The organism is Nonomuraea sp. CA-141351, from assembly GCF_050944675.1.
Taxonomy (GTDB): Bacteria; Actinomycetota; Actinomycetes; order Streptosporangiales; family Streptosporangiaceae; genus Nonomuraea.
In genome coordinates this window covers 9,811,542-9,827,638 of sequence record NZ_CP191982.1, presented here as the reverse complement: position 1 = coordinate 9,827,638, position 16,097 = coordinate 9,811,542, and the positions used below count along the sequence as shown (strand labels likewise).

Sequence of the window (16,097 nt, the reverse complement as noted above, 5' to 3'; positions counted from 1 at the left end):
GGAGGTACATCATGAAGGTCTACCGAGCAGTGCTGTGGCTGCGTGACTTGTTGTCACTGAACCGGCTCGCAGAACGTCGCGGCACCGATCCCGAGCGGGGCGCCAGCACCCTGGAATGGGTGGTGATAGCGGCTGTCGTGTTCCTGTTGGCCGTTGCCGTCGGGGCGAAGATCACGCAGGTGGTGAACGAGCAACTGGGCAAGATCGGATGAAAGGTCGCGAGCGAGGCTCGGCGACGCTGGAGGCAGCGGTCATCTATCCGGTGGTGCTCCTGCTGGTTCTGCTCGCCGTCAACGTCGCGCTCTGGTTCGACGCCCGAAATCTTGCGTTGTCGGCAGCCCAGGAGGGCCTGCGGGTGGGACGTGCTTACGGTTCCAGCCTCGAGGCCGGGAAGGCGGCGGCAGCGCGGTTTGCCCGTGAGGCCGGTGGGTCGTTCCTGCTGTCTCCGGCGGTGGATGTGAAGCGCGGAGGTGACACGGTCACGGTGACCGTGCATGGGCAGGCAATCAGCCTCATCCCGCTGCTCACCATCTCCATCGATCAGGTGGCCCAGGCGCCCGTGGAGAAGTGGACTGTTGATGAATCCTGAACGGGGCTCCATGGCATTGGAGACGGCGATCATCGCGCCCGCGCTGATCGCTCTGCTGGCGTTGATGATTGCGGCTGGTCGCATCGCCATCGCACAGGGCTCGATCGAGGCAGCGGCAAGGGACGCCGCGCGGCAGGCGTCCATCGCTCGAGATTCCGGTACGGCGCGCGCTGCGGCCTTGGCGAGCGCCGAAGAGGCCCTCAGCAGGGAGGGGCTGAAGTGTTCCCCATTGGTCACCGTGGACACGAGCGGGTTTTCAGAACCGGTGGGAACGCCTGCCGTGGTGTCCGCGACGGTGCGATGTGAGGTGGAGTTCAGCGACATCGCCTTGCCGGGGATGCCGGGATCGAAGGCTCTGAGCAGCAGCTTTACCAGTCCCCTTGACCGCTTCAGAGCCCGCGGGGCGCAGCCATGAACATTCGCGACGAGCGCGGCTCGGTCACTGCCTTCACCGTGGTGTTCGCCATGGCGTTGCTGATCTGTGCGGGGCTGGTCGTCGATGGGGGAAAGAAGATCCAGGCATACAGGGAGGCGTACGCGGTTGCCGAGGAGGCGGCGCGTGCAGGAGCTGGACAAGTCGATATCGACCGCGCCTACGCACAGGGCGGTCGCTTCGAAATCGATACCACGAAGGCGCTGTCGGCCGCGCGAGCCTACCTCGCCACAGCAGGACACACGGGCAGCGCGGCCCTGGCGGGGGGACGCATCATCCAGGTGACAGTCACCGTCTCCAAACCGACCGTGCTTCTCTCCCTGATCGGCATCAGCAATGTGTCCACCACCGCCTCCGCCTCGGCACGGATGCTTCAGGGAAGCGATCAAGGACGACCATGACCACGTATGCCATGCGCTTTCCTGTTCTCCCCCGGGCGACCGCCGCCCTGGTACTCGCTGTCCTCTTGGCCGGGATACCTACGATCCTTCTGCTGTTCTTCTGGCCGCTGGAGCTCCCTAGCGTCGAAGATCTGGCAATGCCCGCCGAGCCGCAGATGGTCAAGCCACTGCTGCTTGGCGTCGTGTGGGTGTGCTGGGGCTTGTTCGGGTGGGGCGTTCTGGCCGAGTTGATCGGCATGATGCGGGCGACCCGGACACGGGTGCGCACTCCGTTCCATCGACTGGCCGCGCACCTGATCACCACGATGACCCTGGCTGCCACCACTCCGGTCGCCGCTGCTCGGGGCTTGATTCCCGCCGCGTCTGTCGCTGTCGCGCCGGCTGCGCTGCCCGACGTTTCGCCGGTTGAGTCCGCTGAGGCCAGGACCGTCGAGGTTGCGAAGCCGGACAAGACCTATGTGGTCAAGCCTCGCGACACCCTCTGGGGCATCGCGAAGCGGCACTTGGGCGACCCGGCGCGGTACCGGGAGATCGCACGACTCAACCAAGGCCAGGTCATGAACGACGGACAGACCTTCACCAGCAAGGACTGGCTACGACCTGGCTGGAAGCTACGAATGCCCATAGACGCCACGGGATTGGACTGGACGCGAAGGCGATCAGGGCGGGTGCATACGGTTCTGGCGGGGGAGAGCCTGTGGGACATCGCTGAGAAGCGGCTAGGGGACGGCAACCGGTACAAGGAGATCTACAAGCTCAACAAGGGACGCGAGCAGCCCGACGGCGGTCGGCTCGGCGATCCTGCCGTCATCGAACCCGGTTGGCGGCTGATCCTCCCAGACCGTCCGACGGCGCCGAAGGCTGCCCAGCAACGGCCAGCTACAGGGCCGGCCCCGTGCGCCGCGTCCCCTGCGGCCGAGACGCCCCGGACCTCAGTCGTGCTTCCGGACGGTGGTGTGGTGGGCCTTTCGTTCGCTGCTGGGGTGGCGGTGGCGCTGGCCGCCACACGGCTCCATTACCGACGACGCCTCAGCACTCCTCAAGCGGACGAGCCCGTCAGCTTGCCGGTGCCCGAACCGGAGCCGCCCGCCGTACGGGTGTTGGAACAGGCGCATCGACGCGAATACGCCAGCTCAGATGAACCACCGCCGGACGACCTCGAACTGGTACGGTCAGCTTTCTCCATCGACCCGCCAGTCTCTGTGAAGGTGGGGACGCGAGGCTCCGAGGCGGTTTCGTTGGAGCTGTCCGGACTGAACGTGGGGCTGATCGGGCCGGCGGTCGACGACGTCATCAGGGCGATCGTGCTCGATCTGCTGGCCCAGGCGGATCAACACCGTGTCGAGATCGTCATGCCTGTCGACGACGCCGTCCGCGTGCTCGGCGAGCAGGTGCGTGCTCTGTCGGAGTACCTGCCTGAGCTTCGGCTTGTGGAGGGGCTCGATGACGCCATCGACTGTCTGGAGGAGCAGTTCGTGGCTCGGCGGCGGATACTCCGCGACTCCGAGGCCGACGACATACCCGAGCTCCGCGGCAACGAGCCGGACGAGCCGTTGCCTGCACTCTTGCTGGTGGCCCAGACGGACGGCGGTGGCGATTACTCCTACCTGGGAACCTTGATGGGGCTGGCCCCCAGATTCGGCATAGGGGCGCTGCTGGGCGGAGAGTGGCCGTCTGGCACCACGTACGAGGTGAGCGCTGACTCCGTGGTGTCGAACGCCTCCGGCGAACTGGCGGGTGTGGCGTTGTTCCACGTGTCCAAGACTGCGGCTGGAACTCTGCTCGAGAAGCTCGCCGCAGGAAATGGATTCGTCGACGACAAGCCGCAGACGGATGCGGGACTGGTCGCCCCAACGCCCGAACCAACGGAGGCATTGGTCCAGTTCGGCGTCGTAGGCGAGCCGATCATCGAGGTCGAGGGAAAGGTCGTCGATATCTCTGGACGGACCAAGTCTCTGGAGTTGTTCGTTCTCCTTGCCTTGCATCCCCACGGGCTGGACCGGGAGAAGATCTGCGCGCACCTCTGGCCCGACGTGGAGGAGCCACAAGCGGGCTATCGTTTCCACGCCGCACTCAAGGACCTGCGCGCAGCGCTGCGGGAGGCCACCGGGAGAAGCGATAAGGAAGCCGCTTTTGTGGAGGCCGAAAACAAGGTCTACCGGGTGGAGGCCCGGAACGTGGCGGTGGATCTGTGGGCCTACCGCCGCAGCCTTGACGCCGCTCGTTCGGCCACTGATGCAGAGACCAAGCTGGTCGCCCTGGAAGGGGCTGCGGCGCTTTGCCGGGGGCAGCTGGCACAGGGGACCAACTACGGGTGGATCGATCAGGATCACCGGTGGCCGCTGACTGTGACCAGCGTTCGTGCATTGCTACATCTTGGTGCGATCCATGAACAGGCAGGACGGCTTGAACGGGCTCTGGAGGTGTTCGAGCAGGTATGCACCTTGGACGCGGATGTCGAGAGCGCTGCCATAGGTGCTATCCGCGTCCTTCTCAAGCTCGGCCGTCGAGATGAGGCTCACCTACGTGCTCGCCATCTCAAGAGGCGCCTCGATGCCCTGGGAATCATGCCATCTACAGAAGCACAGGCTGTGTTGGGGCACCTCAACCGCCGGACCTAGCCGCTATTTACGCATACCTGACGCGGAGATGGCCATGTCGCCCATCTCGGTAGGGATCATCGCACGTTGGCATCGTCATAGGGACATACGTCGGCCGGGTGGCACCGGCCCATCCAGTCCAGGATGGCCGACCAGAAGCACCGCCAATTCCGGCATGAGGACAACGTTCAACGCTGCGGCAGCCACCAGCGTGAGAGGGCGGCGCAGCAGTCGATGAACCCCTGACGTGTCAGCGAGGTGCTGAGCGCCAGCACACGGGCCAGTAGGAGCAGGACGAGCGCCAGTATGGCCGGTGCGGACCCATGTCACAGGCCGTAGGCGGCCAGAGCTCCGCCGGCGTATGCGGCGATCGGGGTATCGATGTGTTCGGCGTCGCGGTTCACTCCGCGCAGGGTGTTGGAGGCAAAGGAGCGCTGGAACTCCAGGCCGACGTAGGCCAGCCCCAGATGAGTGGTGGAGATGCCGCCGACGTGCAAGGGAAGCGCGCTGTCGTCGAAGGCGCCGAGCGGGCGCAGGTAGTCCAGGTTGGGGCGGTAGCCGGTGGCGTAGATGACTGTGTCGACCGGCTCATGGGTGCCGTCGGCCCACACGATCTGGTCGCCGTCGAAAGCGGTGAACATGGGACGGCGCTCCATCCGGCAGGACTCCAGGGCGCTGGCGTAGTCGCCGGTGTCCATGACGATGGTGCCACTGGCGATGCGGGCCAGCCAGTGCGGCGGCAGGTCATCGAAGCCGGTGGTGGTGTGCCAGTAGTGCACGTCCTTGCCGCCGATGAGCTGCGGCATGAACGTGATCGGCTGGCGGGTGGCCAAGGTGACTGCGGCGACCTCGGCGAGTTCGTAGCCGACCTGGACGGCGGAGTTGCCGGCGCCCACGACGACGACCCGTTGTCCGGCGTAGTGCTTGGGGTCGCGGTAGTCGGCCACGTGCAGGGCGCGCCCGGTGAAGTTGTCCTGGCCGGGGAGTGCCGGTACGTACGGGTTGCCGAACGACCCGCTCGCGGCTACGACGCCCATGGCGTGGAGGGGGTCGCCGCTGGGCATGGTCGCCCCGGGCGCGTGGGGACGGGGATCATTCACCGCAACGGCCGTTCCTGGGGTCCCGACTCGTACGTCAAACCTTGCCCCGTGCCCGACCATTTGGCGGCAAAGGGGCAGGACTGCTGCAACTATCAGGGCATAGCGTGGCGCTCGCCATCGAAGTCCCCCGGAGGTGGTCATGAGCGAATCGTTGCCGGTGCGCGCACCGATTTACGTTCGTCACTTCGACAAGCTCGTCGATCTCGCGCTGGCCGCGATCACCGTGGTGGTGTTCGTCGCCGGTGCTCTCGCCACGTTCGTGCAGACACCCTGGGACGGCGCGATCCAGCTCGCGCTGGTTCTCGCCGTGCTCGTGCTTTTCCGGCGGCGCTGGCCCATGCTCGTGCTGCTGTTGTCGGTCGCCGCGATCGTCGTCTATCACCTCTCCAGCTGGTCCCCTGCCGGGTGGATCTGGCCGGCCTCGGTCGCCTACTTCACCGCGGCGGCCACGCCTCGGGTGCGCTGGGTAGCGGCCCTCGGCATCGCCCAGCTGATCTACTCCGCCATCGACGCTCGCTGGATCATCGACAGGAACCTGACCCGCTACCTCATCCACACCGTCGGCGAAGGGCTGCTGCTGGCCGTCCTCATCGGCGCGGGACTCGCCTACGCCGCGACGCTGCGCTGGCAAGGACGCCAGCACTCCGCCGGTTGAAGGCCCGGGGGCACCAGCGCCCCCCACCTCGCCCGCCTCCCGGTGCGATCCGCGCACAAGCGCCCTGGGTTTTCCGCACCAATTGGTGCGGAAAACCCAGGGCGCTTCTGTTTGCAGGAGGACGTCACATGGATCTCTTCGGAGGCCGTCCCGGGCCGCGTCGCCCCGCCCACCAGTCGAGGAAGGCGCTGGTGTTGAAGGTAGGGCACCCCGTCACCGGGTCGGCGGTGTAGGGCGGCCACGGCTCGCCACGCTGCCGTGCCGTGGACAATGCCCTGCTGATCGCGCTGCGATCCACGTGAAGGAGGCGGGCAAGTTGAGCTGCGGAACGGGCGTCATCGAGCACAGGCTCCAGGTCGAGGGCTTCGCCGTTCGCCCTGCTACCGGGACCGTCCCCATCGCGCGCTCTCACCCCGTTTGCCTGCCCTGGCGATCTTCAGGGGCATCTCACAAACTCGCAACGATTGGTGCTGATTCCGCAGAGCCAGGCCGGGCGGAGCTGATCTGGGCGACATCGTGGTGACTGATGACCGGCTGGGGGCGGGGCTGGACGCCGGAGAGAACCCGGTGTACCCGGGCTGCCGCCGCGCGGCCGAGGCGATCCGCCTGGCATAGCTTCCGCGTTCAAGCCGTTCCCCGGGCGTTGACGGCGGGGCCGGTCAGATTGCGGTCTGCTGATCGTGGTCGCGCAGCATGCGCAGGACGGTTGCGGCCGAGGGGTGACGGCCCTTTTTCGCGCCGCTGGTGATGACGAGCCTCGCGGCGATGTCGCGCAGGCTGAGGTTCTGCTCGCGCAGGTGCAGGGCCATGGACAGCATGTGCTCGTCGGTGACGGCGGCGCCGCCGATGGCCTTGCCGCGGGCGCGGGCGGATTCGTGACCTTCCAGGGTGCGGTCGCGGATGTACTCGCGTTCCATCCCCGACAGCGCGGCCAGCACGGTGAACACCACGCCGGATGGGTCGTGGGAGCCCTGCAGCTCGCCGGTGACGAACTCCAGGCCGATGCCGGCCGCCTTCAGTTGCTCGGCGAGGGCGGCCAGGTCGAGGCCGCGGCCGAGCCGTTTGTGCTCGTGCACCACGAGCGTGACCGCCACCCCGGCCGCGCGCAGTTCCCGGGCCAGGGTGACGGCCTTGTCGAGCTCGGGCCGGGTGGTGGCCCAGGTGGAGATCTTCTCGGCGAAGACGCGGGTGACACCGGCGGCCTTGAGGGCGTCGAGCTGGGTGTCCAGGGACTGGCGGACGGTGGAGGCGCGGGCGTAGCCGATCCGCGCGTGCCCGGCCGGTTCGGCGTCGGCCGTGGCGGGGCGGGGCAGTGCGACCCAGGCCGCGCCCGGCTTGCGGACGGCGGGGGTGGGGATGTTGAGGACGCGGAGTGTGGCCAGCGCGCGCGAGACCTGGCTTCGAACGGTCGCCTGCGAGATGCCGAGCCTCGCCGCGATCTCCTCATCGGCGAGATCCTCGTAGTATCGCAGGATCAGCACTGCGCGCTGTCTGGCCGGTAAGGCCCGCAGGCGCTGCCAGATCTCGCCGAGCTCGTGTTCGTCCTCGTGGACCGGGGAGGGAACCTCCGCCGTGAGGTGCTCCAGCCGTCGCCTGCGCCACCAGCTCACATGCTGCCGGGCCATGATCGTCCGAACGTACCCCTCGGGGTCATCCCTGCTGCGTACACGCCGCCACGAGGAGCTCAGCTTGAGCAACGCCTCCTGGACCAGGTCGGCCGCGTCGTCGGCGCTGCCGGTCAGCACCAGGCCGTAGCGCAGCAGCGCATGACTCCTGGCCCGGACGAACTCCTCGAACTTCGCCTTCCAAGGACGCACGGGGCGACGTCCTCGTTGCAAAAACCTTTTGGGTGTAGCTCGTTCTCAGTGAGTATCTGAGCTGGGCTTTCGCGGTCGTGACTGTTTGATCGGGGTGCCGCCTTCTACTGTGGGTGCAAGCGTGTAAGGCGGTGGTGAGGGGTCGCGGCGCTCTGCTCCCACCTGCTGATCGGCGGGCGCGACAGCGTCCGGTACGGCACCGGCAGACCGGCGCGGTGGACGGGCTGGTACATCACTTCGACATTGGCGGCGATGAAAGGTTCGCTCAAGACAGTGGGGAATTCGACCCGTGGATCCGTATGCGTCCGGCCACCGGTTCGAGTGCGGCCGCCCGTCACCTTCTCGCTTTCCGAGCACGGCCGCCTACCGGCCGCACCCTCTGGAGCAAAACCCTCGGCAACACCTGCATGCTCATGGTCGGCGTCATCCAGGAGGGCGGCAGGCGCAGAGGTATCGGCGAGACCACGATCCCCTGTGGCCTCAAGAACTTCTCCTGGTCCGTGACCACCGCCAGGTTGCGACACGCTGCGCTGGGACGTCCTCACCAAGGTCTCCGTCCGGGTCCGGCAGAGCGGCGAACTCGGCGGCATGTTCACCGTCGCCAGAACGGGCGCGAACCTGACCGCCGCCTGCGGCAGATGAGCGGAAACCGCAGGGCCTGCATCGGGGCCCGGCGCGCCGGCCGTCGCCGAGCCCCGCATGTTCGTCGTTTCGGTGTCCTTCCCGAATCCGGCTGCCAAAATGACGGCATGATCGCTCGGCTCCGAGCTGCCGCATTGTGGATGGCGGGCATTCTCATCCCGGTCGCCCTCAGCGCGGCGGTCAATCTCTGGACCAACGACGGTGTGTGGAACCCGCCGTGGATCGCGTTCGCGGTGGTGCTGGCCTTGGCGGGATGGTACGTCACCTTCCTGGCCAGCCGTGACTCGGCGCCGACCGCCGCCGATCTGCCTCAGGTCAAGGCGCGGCTGGCGGAGTTGGTGGATGGTTTCTGGCGGAGCGAGATGACGAAGCGTTCTCTCGGCGACCCGCCGATCCCCGTCACCTGGCATGTCACCACCCGGCCCAACCTCATGGACCATCCCCACCTGATCGCCGAGGGCGAGCTCTCCTTCATTGGACGGTCCGATGAGATCACCGTCCTGGCCTCGTTCTTCCGCCGGCTGCGCCGGCATCGGCTGGTCGTCACGGGCGGGGCGGGAACGGGAAAGACCACGCTGGCCGTTCAACTCCTCCTCAAACTGATCGAGACGCGGGAGGCGGACGAGCCGGTGCCGGTGTTGCTGCAGATCGCCGACTGGGACACCGAGCTCTATCCGAACGTGCACGACTGGCTCGTGGTCCGCCTGCGGAATGACTTCCTGGTTCCGAAAATGCCCGACCAAGGCCGCGACTCCGCGCGGATCCTGGTGTCGGGCCGCCATGTCCTGCCCATTTTGGACGGGCTGGACGAGCTTCCAGAACCGGCTCGGGCGAAAGTCGTCAACCGGTTGAGCCAAACCCTGGACAAGCACGATCGGTTGATCATCACCTCGCGCACCTCCGAATTCGCCGGAGCCGTCAAGAACGCGCGCCGAGCCGTCAGGGCCGCCGCGGTCGTGGCTCCGATGGCGTTGACCGCGCCGACCGTGGCGCAGTACCTCGCCACGTGCCTGCCTCCGCGCCGCCCCCAACCCTGGGACACGCTGTTGTCCGCGCTGGCCGCGGGCAATGCGCGGGCCCTGGAGACTGTGTCCTCGACCGCATGGGGGCTGTGGCTGATCCGGTCGGTGTACATCGACCGCGATCGCGATCCGACGCCGCTGCTGACCGTTTACCGGGACGATGTCGCCGCGCTCCGCAAGCACCTGATGGACAACCTGGTCGAGGCGTTGCTGCACGCCCAGAAGCTCGCGGGGACGGCGGTCCGCCGGGTTCCGTCATCCTGGGACGCCAAGCGGGTACGGCGGTGGCTGGGACGCCTCGCCGCGCGTGCTTCGGCGTCCGGAGCGCGGGACGTGGCCTGGTGGCGGATCGTCCAGCCGGTGCCGGACCACTCGGGGCGGACGGTGCCGAGCACGCCTCCCCGGTGGTTTGTCTTTCTGCTTGCCGGACTCGTCTACGGCCTGCCCGTCACCGTGGGCGCCGCCCCGAGCGGCCACCTCGTGCTCGGTCCGGCCGCGGGTCTTTTCTTTGGCTTCGCGACTATGGTCAACGCCTCCGAGACGCCCGATTTCGCGCGCCTTCGGCTCGGCCGGCGTATCACCACGACGCTGCGCGAACACAGCGCCTACGTCATGCCCGTCGCGCTCGCGATGAGCCTGCCGCTCGCGGCGGCGGTCACCATCATGCAGGGCCTCGCCGGAGGCCTTTTCGTGGGCGTCACCATGACGCTCATCACCTGGTTCGCCTTCGTGCAGGGCAAGCATCCGCCGCTAACCGAGGGGAAGGCGACGGAGGAGCGACTTCCACAGTTCGCCGACGCTCTCACCCCACTGTCGGCGTGGCGGGACAACCGGTCCCTGCTCTGGCTTCACCTGATCGGCGCACTGGCCTTGGGCGCCCTGCTGGGTGTCTCCGTGGACTTCGTGGCGCCCTTCTTCCCTGGGCCGTGGGACTGGTTGAGCGACCTCGGACTCGGGCTGATCGTCGGTGGTCTGGCCGGGACGGCGCAGCGGCCGCGGCAGGCCTGGCTGACCTCCAGGATCACGTTCCTGTTCCTGGCCCTGTCGGGCGACTACCCGGTTCGTGTGATGAGGTTCTACGACGAGATGCACCGGCTGGGCGTGCTGCGCGCGGTCGGCCCGTTCTACGAGTTCCGGCATGACGCGCTCCACGACCACTTCACTACTTCGGCGAATTGACGAGAACGCACCGCTTTGACAGCGGCCCGCCAGGAGCATCAGGCGTCCGGCTCGGGGTAGGGGGCAGCGGGCCGGTGGGGTCGCGCAGCGCGCGCACCGGAGAAGGCCCTCGCCTATGGATGGGGAACCCGACTCGTCCGGAATGCCGCTATCCGGGGTGACATCAAACTCGGTACGCCTGAACTTCCGCATCGTGCTTTTGGCATCGTCAATCGTCAAACCAACATCCGAGGTCATACCGTCGCCTCATCTGTCGGGAAGTGACACTCATGAGCTACGCCCAAGGGCGAAGTAGCGGTGTAACCACGACCAACCTGGACAACCACGGAACACGCGTCCGGTCACTCGTCGAAGATCGTGACGGGGCTCCGGCATAGCCAGCAAAGACGCAGCATGATCTCGTCGGCCGGATGCGGCCGCTCGTCGCCGGGCTCGAGCAGGAAGCCGTGCGTGGTCGTCAGGTTCTCACCGCCTGTGGCCTCATAGCAGGCCCGGCAGGCGGCGCTCCGGCACTTCGTGCAGCGGTACCCCCACCCGGCCAGGATCACCTCGTCGGCGCTCTGCCCGAAGTCCGCGGTGTGCCAAGGGTGGCCACAGTCCGGGTCGTCGCAGGAGAGCTCGAAGTGGGAGCAGGGCAGGATCGGGTAGCCACAGCGGACGCAGTAGGTCGGCGATGCCCTCAACTCCGGCAGCGGCGTGCGCTCGGGGATCTCGATCAGGGTGCCGTCGGCCTCGTCGAAGATCATGACCATGTCGCGGCCGAGGTTGCGGTACGGCGTCTCCACAATCACGTAGTAGCCCTCTTGACGGACCTCCCGGCGGCGCAGGTACTCCAGCGCGACGGCCTCGGTCTTGACCCAGAACACCTCGTAGACCTGGCCATTGTCCTTCCTGTCCACGACGGTGACGCTGCCCTCGACGGTGTCGGCGTAGGAGCGCCACTTGCCGTACGAGCGAGTGCCGGGTTGGTTCGTGGACTGCTTTCGTCGTCGCCACCACATGGGTCAAGCATCAGGGCGTCTGACGGGACCGGTCCCGCCTACGAATCATTGGGGTCGTACGGCACCGACGCCCCAAGCCCCGCCCTGTCCCGGCGGATAAAGTCCGGCGCGTCTCGCATCTTCAATGGGCGCGGCTCTCCCTCGGTGAGTTCCTGAGCTGGGCTTTTGTAGACATGACTGTTTGATCCGGGAACCGCCTTTTACTGTGAGTGCAGACCCGTGAGGCGGTGGTGACGATGAGCTCGTTGCTCGAGGAACTGGCACGGCGCGAAGCCGCTGCCCGCCGGCGAATCGAGGAGATCCGCGAGCAGATCGCCGCGCTCACCTCACAGATGCAGGACGAACAGGACCGCTTGTCACGGCTGACGATCACACGGAAGACCGTCGAGGAAATCCTGGGCGAAGCGGCCCAGCTGCTCGATGAGCCCCATGGACAGGCCGAGGCCGCCGACGCGGCCGGCACCGCGCCGCCGGCACAGCCGCCGGTGCTGGGTGTGGTGACGGTGCCGCACTGGCAACCCGGCATGAATACGACGGTCCTGCCGCGCGCGTACCGGGACGCGGTGGAGATCATGGCCGATGCCGGGCGGGCGATACGGGCCGGGCAGATCGCGGTGGCGATGGGACTGCCGGATGAGGCCGCCAAGCGGGAAGGGCTGCGCTCCAAGCTGAAGCGGCTGGTGGAACGCGGCTGGGCGAAGGAAGAAGGGCCGGGACTGTTCACGGTGACCGATCCGGTGGCCCGCGAGATGGCCGGGCAGGATGGCGTGGCGTCACGGGACGCAATCGCGTCGTCAGCGGGCGGGTGATTGTGGCGGGGCTCTCCCGCCGTCAGGTTCGAAGGTGCCACCCAATCGACCCCGGACGAAGGAAGAGCCCTGTGCAGGCACCGTACGACACCGAGGCCACCGCTGACGTCTTTGCGAAGGCGAAGAACACATTCAACTGGCTCATCGGACACCTCACCGACGCGCAGACCGGGACGTTTGCCCATAACCGGCTGGAGGAGACCATCACCGAGCAGGGCCGGGAGCTGCAGCGCCTGCTGCTGCAGGCCCACCTTGACCTGCGCGCGCTGCGCGAGCTGGAGCAGGTACGCCACGCCCGCCACCAGGCCGGTGGCGCCGCGGAGGTGATCGGCGCGGACGGGGTGCCGCGGCGGCGCCTGGAGCTCGGGCACCACCGCCTGCTCGCCACGGTGACCGGGACGGTGACGGTCACCCGGTGCGCGTGGCGGGCCCCGGGCGTCGGCAACGTTTATCCGGCGGACGCGGCATTATCGCTGCCGGCGGTGCGACACTCGGCCGGGCTGGCCAAGCTCGCGGTCATCGAGACGGTGCGCGGCTCGTTCGACGCCGCCCTGGCGGCGATCACCACACGGTGCGGTCAGGTGATCGGCAAACGGCAGATTGAGCAGCTGGTCGCCCAGGCCGCGGCCGATGTCGACGCCTTCTACGCCGCGCGAACCGTGCTGCCGTGCACGGCGTCCACGGTGCTGGCGATCAGCGTGGACGGCAAGGGCATCGCGATGCGCCCCGAAGCGCTGCGGCCCGCGACCGCGAAGGCCGCCGCCCGCGCCCGAGCCACGTTCCGGACGCGGCTGGCGGCCGGGGAGAAACCGGCGCGCAAACGGATGGCGACGCTGGGGGTGGTCTACGACGCCGAACCGGCGCCGCGGCGGCCGCACGATGTGATCGCCGTCCCGGGCGGGCGATCCGGCCGGCGCCTGCCACGGGCCCGGCCGAACGCGACGCGCAAGTGGCTGTGCGGCTCGGTCATCACCAGCCCCGGCCCTGTGATCGCCAAGGTGTTCGACCATGGCGAGGCCCGTGATCCCGCGCACGCCCGTCCCTGGGTCGTGCTCGTCGACGGGGCCCGCCACCAGCTCGACCTGATCACCGCCGAAGCCGCCCGGCGCCGCATCCGCGTCCACATCGTGATCGATTTCGTGCACGTGCTGGAGAAGTTATGGGCTGCTGCGTGGAGTTTGCACCCGCCCGCGGCGCCGGCCGCGGAGGACTGGGTCGCCGGGCATGCCCTGGCCCTGCTGGCCGGGCACACCGGCCAGGTCATCACCACGCTGAGGGCGCAGGCCGCCACAGCCGGCGCGCAGCACCGTGACGGCATCGACGCGTGCATCCGCTATCTGTCCAACAACGCCGGGCATCTGCGGTATGACCAGGCGCTGGAGGCGGGATGGCCGATCGCGACCGGGGTGGTAGAGGGCGCGTGCCGTCATCTGATCGCCGACAGGTTCGACCTGGCCGGGGCGCGGTGGGGCCTGGCCGGGGCCGAGGCGCTGCTGAAGCTCCGCGCGCTGGTCGCCAACGGTCATCTGGAGGAGTACTGGACTTTCCATCTCGCCCGGCAACACGAGCGCGTCCATCAGACCGGCTACCAGGACGGGTACGCCCTTACGGCTTGATCGCTTCAGTCACTCAGGAGGAGCCGCACCCAAACCTTTTTCGGGTCGAGCCCCGCACTGACCGCGCGGCAGCAGGCCGAGCTGATACGCATGCATGCGACCGGCAACTATCACCACCGAGTGGTCTGCACGCCCGCCAGGGCGGGCGTGCAGACCACTTCGCACATCCGTGCAGACGACTTCGGAAACTGACACTCCGGACGCCCCGAACTCACGACAGGCCACCCTGCAGTCGACCAGCCGACGGTGCGAGCCGAACTGGAAACGGGAAGCTGACTTCGCAGCTCAGGACCTGTTTGGCGGCCTGTGTCACGTTGGTTAACGGCTCACCCGACCTGGACCGCATGATCGAAGAGATCGAGAAGGACGAGAAGAGCGAGGCCACCGATGCGGGCTGACAACACCCATCACGTCGTCGCCGCCGCCCGTCGCCGGGCAGAGCAAACTCGGCAACGCGCCATCGTTGCCCTGCGCCGCATGGATGCCGCTGGCCAACGGATTACCTTCGACGTCGTCGCCCTGGAGAGTGGCGTCTCTCGATCATGGCTCTACGCCCAAGACGACGGCCCGGGCGCTCGGCGAACGCCGCGCGGCCGAGGTTCTTGGGCAGGCGATCGGCCGCGACACGCCGAAGCGTGACTCGTCCAAACTCACCGGCCCCTGCTGAGCAGCCAGCTCAACCCCGGCCGTCGACTACATGTCCACATCGGATCACCGCAGGTCACAGCCAAGATCAAAAGGCAAGCTCAAGATAATGCGCGCAGGCGCGCGCGAGATCGTGCACGTGCACGACTGCCGGGGTAGCGGGAGTTTCGGGACTGCTCTCATCGCGTACGCGCGACAGGGGGGGAGACCAAGTACGGGAAAAGGGGCAGTCACGTCTCTGACCACAGCTATCACGATCGGCCCTGGGCCGTGGGGCCGCCACGATGACGTGCTCCGGAGATGAGGATGGCCCGGCGCGGTGCGCGAGGCATCGTCGTGGTGGTGGGTCGGATGTGTCTCAGGCGGTGGCGGGCTGGAGGAGTTCGATCTTGATGGCCAGCACGCCGAGCGCCTCTTTCTCGGGGTCGTAGATGCGGGGATGTTGGCCAGCTGCTGCTCTCGGAGACTGTCGGGGTTGACGTTAGCCGCAGCTCGATGACCTCCTCCACCTGGTCGCCTGGAGCTGGAGCGCCCGATCCCGGCCCACCTCAACACATCCTCAACACATCCTCAACACCGCCCGCCGCACGATGAGGATCACCAGTCGATCACACGGTAAAGGGGGGCAACATGCAGTGAAGAACCAGGACGTCGGGGGTGCTGGCGGCGGTTGGCGCGGCCAGCTCGCACACGCTGCCGGCTACACGGTGCTGCGTAGTACGAAACTTTGCGATCAGCCGCGAAGACTTAATTCACGAAAATCTGCCTACGTGAGGTGAAGGTGAAAAGGAAAAAGCAGGCCGCCGTCATCGCTTTCAGCATCGCGCTCGGCGGCGGGGCATCGCTCGTCACCGCCCCCGCGGCCCTTGCCGACCCAGGAACCTGCGCTCGAGTAGGGGAAGGGAGCCCGGCCTACGAGGGGATGGTCTTCCCGGTGTACAACCGGTGCGGCCACACCATCAAGGTCAGGGTCAACGATGGGGCCGGCAGAACGAGCCCGTGTGGCAAGATCGCGCCGAAGGCGACGAAATCGTTCCTGGTATCGACCGGGAAGTTCTGGGCCTACGCCCAGAACTGCTGAAAGGGGATCGGCGTATGCTCATCACTGCGAAACGTGCTCTGCGTATCAAGATAGTCGTCACGAGCGCTGCCATGGCCGCCTCGACCATGGCTCTCACCGGTACGGCATCGGCGGATCCCGGATTCTGCGGTGTCCGCGTTTCGGGGCCCGACATGATTGCCGGCGGTTCGCAAGCTGGCTATGTCGTTCGTAACAAATGCACCGCAACGCACAAGTTCAAGGTCGTCCTCAACGGGAATTCCAGCATCGGCTGCTGGACGGTCGCCGGAGGAGGCCGCCGAACGTACTCCTCGGCGATTTGGACGACCAACTGGGTTGTTCGCAACTGCTAATCCCAGGGAATAGTCAGAGAGTTGGAGGGCGTGGCGGTCTTGCCGCTGATGCAGCTTATGTGCCCGCCGAACCGCAGCGTGGTGGGGTGAATCTGCAGATCAGACCTCATAGCGGAGTCTCCGCGGCCCGTTTCCGGCGTATTCCACGCCCATCTCAACGTCCTGGGCCGCTCCT

14 protein-coding genes are annotated in these 16,097 nt (G+C 67.3%); 11 read left to right on the top strand and 3 right to left on the bottom strand.

The window, feature by feature from the left end:
- Positions 1–11: 11 nt before the first annotated feature.
- Genes ACQPWU_RS46110 through ACQPWU_RS46090 form a run of 5 tightly spaced genes read left to right on the top strand, consistent with a single transcriptional unit; the run spans position 12 to position 4,044 of the window.
- Positions 12–212, top strand: a complete 201-nt coding sequence (locus ACQPWU_RS46110) for a hypothetical protein (protein WP_433432239.1) — start codon at positions 12–14, stop codon at positions 210–212.
- Entirely contained in the window at positions 209–589 is a 381-nt protein-coding gene (locus tag ACQPWU_RS46105) for a TadE/TadG family type IV pilus assembly protein (protein WP_433432237.1), read from the top strand. The genes ACQPWU_RS46110 and ACQPWU_RS46105 overlap by 4 nt, the downstream gene beginning before the upstream one ends.
- A 10-nt stretch (positions 590–599) precedes the next feature.
- The gene (locus ACQPWU_RS46100; protein ID WP_433432235.1) at positions 600–1,004 is read left to right on the top strand and encodes a TadE/TadG family type IV pilus assembly protein; all 405 of its coding nucleotides are present in this window, start codon (positions 600–602) and stop codon (positions 1,002–1,004) included.
- Positions 1,001–1,423: a pilus assembly protein TadG-related protein gene (locus tag ACQPWU_RS46095; protein WP_433432233.1), complete on the top strand. Its 423-nt coding sequence runs from the start codon at positions 1,001–1,003 to the stop codon at positions 1,421–1,423. Before ACQPWU_RS46100 ends, ACQPWU_RS46095 begins: the two co-directional genes overlap by 4 nt.
- Positions 1,420–4,044 (top strand): LysM peptidoglycan-binding domain-containing protein, encoded by a 2,625-nt coding sequence (locus ACQPWU_RS46090; protein ID WP_433432231.1) that lies wholly within the window; start codon positions 1,420–1,422, stop codon positions 4,042–4,044. Before ACQPWU_RS46095 ends, ACQPWU_RS46090 begins: the two co-directional genes overlap by 4 nt.
- Positions 4,045–4,349: 305 nt before the next feature.
- Here ACQPWU_RS46090 and ACQPWU_RS46085 read toward each other — a convergent pair whose 3' ends face one another.
- Positions 4,350–5,123, bottom strand: coding sequence for a flavin-containing monooxygenase (locus tag ACQPWU_RS46085; protein ID WP_433432229.1), 774 nt, complete (start codon positions 5,121–5,123; stop codon positions 4,350–4,352).
- Positions 5,124–5,262: 139 nt separating this feature from the next.
- Between ACQPWU_RS46085 and ACQPWU_RS46080 the strand changes: the two genes are divergently transcribed.
- A complete protein-coding gene (locus tag ACQPWU_RS46080; protein ID WP_433432228.1) occupies positions 5,263–5,778 on the top strand; it encodes a hypothetical protein in 516 nt (171 codons plus the stop codon).
- Between the two features lie 659 nt (positions 5,779–6,437).
- Here the strand turns inward: ACQPWU_RS46080 and ACQPWU_RS46075 are convergent.
- Complete coding sequence (locus ACQPWU_RS46075) at positions 6,438–7,595, bottom strand: SigE family RNA polymerase sigma factor (protein ID WP_433432226.1); 1,158 nt, start codon at positions 7,593–7,595, stop codon at positions 6,438–6,440.
- 749 nt (positions 7,596–8,344) lie between these two features.
- Here ACQPWU_RS46075 and ACQPWU_RS46070 point away from each other — a divergent pair.
- Positions 8,345–10,438 (top strand): NACHT domain-containing protein, encoded by a 2,094-nt coding sequence (locus ACQPWU_RS46070; RefSeq protein ID WP_433432224.1) that lies wholly within the window; start codon positions 8,345–8,347, stop codon positions 10,436–10,438.
- Between the two features lie 341 nt (positions 10,439–10,779).
- Here ACQPWU_RS46070 and ACQPWU_RS46065 read toward each other — a convergent pair whose 3' ends face one another.
- On the bottom strand, positions 10,780–11,439 hold the full coding sequence (locus ACQPWU_RS46065; RefSeq protein ID WP_433432223.1) for a hypothetical protein: 660 nt from the start codon (positions 11,437–11,439) through the stop codon (positions 10,780–10,782).
- A gap of 236 nt (positions 11,440–11,675) precedes the next feature.
- On the opposite strand from ACQPWU_RS46065, the gene ACQPWU_RS46060 reads away from it, so the two are divergent.
- The 4 genes from ACQPWU_RS46060 (at position 11,676) to ACQPWU_RS46045 (ending at position 15,922) form a co-directional block, all read left to right on the top strand.
- Entirely contained in the window at positions 11,676–12,248 is a 573-nt protein-coding gene (locus ACQPWU_RS46060) for a hypothetical protein (RefSeq protein ID WP_433432221.1), read from the top strand.
- Positions 12,249–12,319: 71 nt separating this feature from the next.
- Entirely contained in the window at positions 12,320–13,864 is a 1,545-nt protein-coding gene (locus tag ACQPWU_RS46055) for an ISKra4 family transposase (protein WP_433432219.1), read from the top strand.
- A gap of 1,420 nt (positions 13,865–15,284) precedes the next feature.
- Positions 15,285–15,590, top strand: a complete 306-nt coding sequence (locus tag ACQPWU_RS46050; RefSeq protein ID WP_433432217.1) for a hypothetical protein — start codon at positions 15,285–15,287, stop codon at positions 15,588–15,590.
- Positions 15,591–15,604: 14 nt separating this feature from the next.
- Entirely contained in the window at positions 15,605–15,922 is a 318-nt protein-coding gene (locus tag ACQPWU_RS46045; protein ID WP_433432215.1) for a hypothetical protein, read from the top strand.
- Positions 15,923–16,097 lie beyond the last annotated feature (175 nt).

Excerpts from the sequence above, each read along its gene's own strand:
- ACQPWU_RS46045 (WP_433432215.1), top strand. The coding sequence starts at position 15,605 with ATGCTCATCACTGCGAAACGTGCTCTGCGTATCAAGATAGTCGTCACG.
- ACQPWU_RS46105 (WP_433432237.1), top strand. The coding sequence starts at position 209 with ATGAAAGGTCGCGAGCGAGGCTCGGCGACGCTGGAGGCAGCGGTCATC.
- ACQPWU_RS46100 (WP_433432235.1), top strand. The coding sequence starts at position 600 with ATGGCATTGGAGACGGCGATCATCGCGCCCGCGCTGATCGCTCTGCTG.
- ACQPWU_RS46070 (WP_433432224.1), top strand. The coding sequence starts at position 8,345 with ATGATCGCTCGGCTCCGAGCTGCCGCATTGTGGATGGCGGGCATTCTC.
- ACQPWU_RS46110 (WP_433432239.1), top strand. The coding sequence starts at position 12 with ATGAAGGTCTACCGAGCAGTGCTGTGGCTGCGTGACTTGTTGTCACTG.
- ACQPWU_RS46095 (WP_433432233.1), top strand. The coding sequence starts at position 1,001 with ATGAACATTCGCGACGAGCGCGGCTCGGTCACTGCCTTCACCGTGGTG.
- ACQPWU_RS46065 (WP_433432223.1), bottom strand. The coding sequence starts at position 11,439 with ATGTGGTGGCGACGACGAAAGCAGTCCACGAACCAACCCGGCACTCGC.
- ACQPWU_RS46080 (WP_433432228.1), top strand. The coding sequence starts at position 5,263 with ATGAGCGAATCGTTGCCGGTGCGCGCACCGATTTACGTTCGTCACTTC.
- ACQPWU_RS46060 (WP_433432221.1), top strand. The coding sequence starts at position 11,676 with ATGAGCTCGTTGCTCGAGGAACTGGCACGGCGCGAAGCCGCTGCCCGC.
- ACQPWU_RS46090 (WP_433432231.1), top strand. The coding sequence starts at position 1,420 with ATGACCACGTATGCCATGCGCTTTCCTGTTCTCCCCCGGGCGACCGCC.